The sequence below is a fragment of the Mycobacterium sp. E1386 genome, from assembly GCF_001672745.1.
Classification (GTDB): domain Bacteria; phylum Actinomycetota; class Actinomycetes; order Mycobacteriales; family Mycobacteriaceae; genus Mycobacterium.
On sequence record NZ_LZKH01000026.1, the window covers coordinates 1 to 4,677 of the forward strand.

Genomic DNA, 4,677 nt, shown 5'->3' on the forward strand with positions numbered 1-4,677 from the left:
GGCGCTGCGCCGACAGCTCGGTCTGGCCGTGCCGCAGCAGCAGCAGCCTGGTCGGCGTACCGCGCGCCCCGGTCCATCCGGGCGCATGCGGGGGTGGCGAGGACTGCGCCGCAGCGGTTTTCGCGGGTTCGGCCGCGGCCAGTCCGGGATCTTCCCCCGTGCCGCTGGCGGCGGCGTCCATCGCCTCGTTCGCCAGCCGATCGGCATAAGAGTTGCGGTCCCGCGGAATCCACGTGTAGCTGATCCGATCGAAGCGCGCCGCCAGCTTTCGGGCCTGGCCGTGCAGCTCGACCAGGTCGGGATGCTTGACCTTCCACCGCCCCGACATCTGCTCCACCAGCAGCTTGGAATCCAGGAAGACCGCGGCCTCGGTCGCGCCAACCCGCAGGGCGTCGTCCAAACCGGCCAACAGGCCACGGTATTCGGCCACGTTGTTGGTGGCCCGGCCGATGGCCTGCTTGGTTTCCGCCAGCACCGTCGCGCGGTCCTCCGTCCAGACCACGGCGCCGTATCCGGCCGGGCCGGGATTGCCGCGCGACCCGCCGTCGGCCTCGATCACCACCTTCACTGGTCCAACCCCTTGACCCGCAACAGGATCGCGCCGCACTCCGGGCACCGCACCACGTCGTCGTCGGCGGCGGCGGAGATCCGCGACATCTCGCCCCGGTCGATCTCGAGGCGACAGGCACCACACCGCCGCCCGAGCAACGGTCCGGCGCCCGGGCCTCCCCCGGCGCGCTGGCGTTCGTACAAGGCGGACAGGGCCGGGTCCAGCGCCGCGCTCAGCGTTTCGCGCCGTGACGAATGAGCTTGCCGGGTCTCGCTGATTTCGGCGAGCGCGGCGTCGAGAGCCCGCTGGGCGTCGGCGAGTTCGGCCTCCAGCGCTTCGACCTTGCCCTGGCCGTCATCCAGCTGGGACTGCAGTTCCTCGCGGCGCTCCAGCACATCGAGCAGCGAATCTTCCAGGCTGGCCTGGCGGCGCGTCAGGGTCTCCAGCTCGTGCTGCAGATCCGACAGTTGCTTCGCGTCGGTGGCACCGGACTGCAGCAACGAGCGGTCGCGGTCCTCGCGCTGGCGAACCGCCTCGATTTCGGACTCGAGTCGCGACACCTGAACGTCGATGTCCTCCAACGCGATCCGAATGGCGCCCACGCGGTCGCCGGCGGCGCTGAGCTCCTCCTGCAGCCGCTCGCAGGCCTGTTGCTCCGCCAGATGGCTGGCCCGGTGCGTGATGCGGGACAGCTCGGCATCCAGCTTCGACAGCTCGAGCAGCGAACGCTGCTGAGCGACTTCGGCCTTCATCAGTGGTCACCCTCCAGTTGCCCCATAGTCCATGGGTCGGTGCGAATGGTGCATACCCGCACCGGCAGCGCGGCACCGAAACGCGACCGCAGCAGGTCGGCGGCCTGGTCGCACCAGGGGAATTCGCTCGCCCAGTGCGCCACGTCGATCAGCGCCACGCCGGAGGCCCGGCGATGTTCGTCGGCGGGATGGTGCCGCAGGTCGGCCGTGACGTACGCCTGCACATCCGCGCCGGCCGCCGCCGCGAGCAGCGAGTCCCCGGCGCCGCCGCAAACGGCGACCCGGGATACCGACAGGTCGGGATCGCCGGCCGCGCGGACGCCCCACGCCGTGCGCGGCAGGGCGGCTTCGACGCGGGCCACGAAGTCGCGCAGCGGTTCGGGCCGGGGCAGGGCGCCGATGCGGCCCAGCCCGGCGCCGCCGGGCGGGGGCAGCAGCGCGAAGACGTCGAACGCGGGCTCCTCGTAGGGATGGGCGGCGCGCATGGCCGCCAGCACGGCGGCCCGGATCCGGGCGGGCGCGACGACCTCGAACCGGTCCTCGGCCACCTTCTCGACGGCTCCGATGCTGCCCACCGCGGGCGATGCGCCTTCGTGGGGCAGGAACTGCCCGATGCCGCTGACGCTCCAGCTGCAGTGCGAGTAGTCGCCGATGTGCCCGGCGCCCGCCTCGAACACGGCCGCCCGCACCGCTTCCGCGTTGTCGCGCGGCACATAGATGACCCACTTGTCCAGGTCGGGCGCGGCCGTTCGCGGCTCCAGGGCGGCTTCGACGGTGAGGCCGAGGGCCTGGGCCAGCGCATCGGACACGCCCGGTGACGCCGAGTCGGCGTTGGTGTGCGCGGTGAACAGCGAACGCCCCGTTCGGATCAGGCGGTGCACCAGCGCACCCTTGGGCGTGCTGGCCGCCACGGTGTCGACCCCGCGCAGCAGCAAGGGGTGATGGGCCAGCAGCAGGTCACCCTCGGGAACTTGGTCGACGACGGCGGCCGTCGCGTCGACCGCGACGGTCACCGACTCGATCGCGTCGCCGGGGTCGCCGCACACCAGGCCCACCGAGTCCCAGGATTCGGCGAGCCGCGGCGGGTAGGCCTCGTCCAGCACGTCGATGATGTCGGCCAGCCGCACGCTCACCGGCGCACCTCCGCGATGGCTGCGACCAGCAGCGGCCACTCCCGGCGCACCGTGGCCCGCAGGTAACTCTCATCCAAGCCGACGAAAGTATCACAGCGACGGATAGCTATCTCCTTGTCCCGCAATGCCTTTCGAAGCTCCACCGCGTCAGGCCTGCGGAACAGCACGAACGGTGCCCGGCCGTCGACCACCTCGGCGCCCACCGACGTCAGGCCGGCCACCATCTCGGCACGCAACTCCGCCAGGCGCGCGGCACCGGCCGCCGCCTCGGCGACGGCCTGCCGGCCGCAACACGCCGCGATGGCCGCCAGTTGCAGCGTCCCCACCGGCCAGTGGGCACGCTGCGAGGTCAACCGGGCCAGCATTTCCGGGGAGCCCAGGGCGTAGCCCACCCGCAATCCCGCCAGCGCCCACGTCTTGGTCAGGCTGCGCAGCACCAGCACATCGGGCAGCGAATCAGCGGCCAGCGACTCGGGTTCGCCCGGGATCGAATCGGCGAACGCCTCGTCGACCACCAGGATCCGGCCGGGCCGGCGCAACGCGAGCAGCTGCTCGCGGGTGTGCAGCACCGAGGTCGGGTTGGTCGGGTTGCCCACCACGACCAGGTCGGCGTCCTCGGGAACGCTCACCGCGTCCAGGCCGAAGGGCGGCTCGAGCACCACGTGGTGCACGGGCACCCCGGCCGCGCCCAGAGCGTCCGCCGGCTCGGTGAAGGCGGGCGCGACGACCGCCGCCCGCGCCGGACGCAGGTTGCTCAGCAGCGCGAACCCCTCCGCGGCCCCGGCCAGCGGCAGCACCTCGTCGTGTTGCCTGCCGTGCCGCTCCGCGACCTTTTCCTGCGCCGCGCGCACGTCCTGGGCGCTGGGGTAGCGCCCAAGATCCGGCAGCCGCGCGGCCAGCCGCCGCACCAGCCACTCGGGCGGTTGCGCGTGACGGACGTTGACGGCGAAATCCAGCATCCCGGGTGCGACGGCCTGATCACCGTGATAGCGCGTCGCAGGCGGGCTCAAGTTCAGACTCGCCATCCGAGAAACACTAGTGGGCCGCTCGGGCGGGTGGCAGCGACACCGTCACACCCGGACGCGGCCATCGAGGACAATGGTGAGGTGACAGGCACAACGTCCACCGATCGCCCTTCGCCGGGCCTCACCACCGAGCTGGTGATCTTCGACCTCGACGGCACCCTCACCGACTCCGCGGAGGGCATCGTGGCCAGCTTTCTGCATGCACTCGAGCACGTCGGCGTCGCTGTGCCCGACGGCGACCTGGTGGCGCAGATCGTGGGCCCGCCGATGGACGACACCTTCCGGTCCATGCTGGGCGGGGACGCCGAGCGGGCCATCACCGCCTTCCGCGCCGAATACGGCAGCCGGGGCTGGGCGATGAACACGCTGTTCGAGGGCATCGAGCCGCTGCTGGCCGATTTGAGCGCCGCCGGTGTCCGGCTGGCCGTGGCCACCTCGAAGCTCGAACCGACGGCGCGGCGCATCCTCGCCCATTTCGGGCTCGATGGGTATTTCGAGGTGATCGCCGGGGCGAGCCCCGACGGCTCCCGCAAGACCAAGGTCGACGTGCTGGCGCACGCGTTGGAGCAACTGCAGCCGCTGCCCGAGCGGGTGCTCATGGTCGGCGACCGCAGCCACGACGTGCACGGCGCGGCCGCGCACGGCATCGACACGGTGGTGGTGGGCTGGGGTTACGGGCGGGACGATTTCGCCGACGGGTTCGGCGTCACCGGCGTGACGCACGCCGCGACCATCGACGAGCTGCGGGCGGCGCTCGGTGTCTGAGCCGCTGCACGTCACCTTCGTCTGCACGGGGAACATCTGCCGGTCGGTAATGGCCGAGAAGATGTTCGCCGACCAGCTGCGCCGCCGCGGCCTGGCCGACGCCGTTCGGGTGACCAGCGCGGGCACCGGCAACTGGCATGTCGGCCAATGCGCCGACGAGCGGGCGGCCGATGTGCTGCGCGCCCACGGCTACTCCACCGACCACCGCGCCGCTCAGGTCGAGGCCGACCATCTGGCCGCCGACCTGGTGGTGGCGCTGGGCCGTAACCATCTGCGGATGCTGCGCGAGCTGGGTGTCGACGACGAGCGGGTGCGGATGTTGCGGTCCTTCGACCCGCGTTCGGGCGCCCACGCCCCCGACGTGGAGGACCCCTACTACGGCGACGCGCAGGACTTCGAGGAGGTCTTCGCGGTCATCGAGGCCGCGCTGCCCGGCCTGCACGCCTGGGTGG

6 protein-coding genes are annotated in these 4,677 nt (G+C 71.9%); 2 read left to right on the forward strand and 4 right to left on the reverse strand.

The features are described 5' to 3' along the window. The 4 genes from A5709_RS02905 to cobC form a co-directional block, all read right to left on the reverse strand. Positions 1–568: reverse transcriptase-like protein (locus A5709_RS02905; protein ID WP_156767947.1), on the reverse strand; the 568-nt coding region annotated here is incomplete at its 3' end. Further along, positions 565–1,302: a zinc ribbon domain-containing protein gene (locus tag A5709_RS02910; RefSeq protein WP_068008218.1), complete on the reverse strand. Its 738-nt coding sequence runs from the start codon at positions 1,300–1,302 to the stop codon at positions 565–567. The genes A5709_RS02910 and A5709_RS02905, both read right to left, overlap by 4 nt. Beyond that, the gene (locus A5709_RS02915) at positions 1,302–2,435 is read right to left on the reverse strand and encodes a Nif3-like dinuclear metal center hexameric protein (protein WP_067947415.1); all 1,134 of its coding nucleotides are present in this window, start codon (positions 2,433–2,435) and stop codon (positions 1,302–1,304) included. Before A5709_RS02915 ends, A5709_RS02910 begins: the two co-directional genes overlap by 1 nt. Further along, complete coding sequence (gene cobC, locus A5709_RS02920) at positions 2,432–3,460, reverse strand: Rv2231c family pyridoxal phosphate-dependent protein CobC (protein WP_067947413.1); 1,029 nt, start codon at positions 3,458–3,460, stop codon at positions 2,432–2,434. The genes A5709_RS02915 and cobC overlap by 4 nt, the downstream gene beginning before the upstream one ends. Positions 3,461–3,541: 81 nt before the next feature. Between cobC and A5709_RS02925 the strand changes: the two genes are divergently transcribed. Together A5709_RS02925 and A5709_RS02930 are read left to right on the forward strand one after the other, a co-directional pair. Further along, a complete protein-coding gene (locus A5709_RS02925) occupies positions 3,542–4,225 on the forward strand; it encodes an HAD-IA family hydrolase (RefSeq protein ID WP_197500907.1) in 684 nt (227 codons plus the stop codon). Continuing rightward, positions 4,218–4,677, forward strand: a 460-nt coding sequence (locus A5709_RS02930) for a low molecular weight protein-tyrosine-phosphatase (RefSeq protein ID WP_068117854.1), incomplete at its 3' end; no start/stop codon positions are given. The genes A5709_RS02925 and A5709_RS02930, both read left to right, overlap by 8 nt.

Excerpts from the sequence above, each read along its gene's own strand:
- A5709_RS02910 (WP_068008218.1), bottom strand. The coding sequence starts at position 1,302 with ATGAAGGCCGAAGTCGCTCAGCAGCGTTCGCTGCTCGAGCTGTCGAAG.
- cobC (WP_067947413.1), bottom strand. The coding sequence starts at position 3,460 with ATGGCGAGTCTGAACTTGAGCCCGCCTGCGACGCGCTATCACGGTGAT.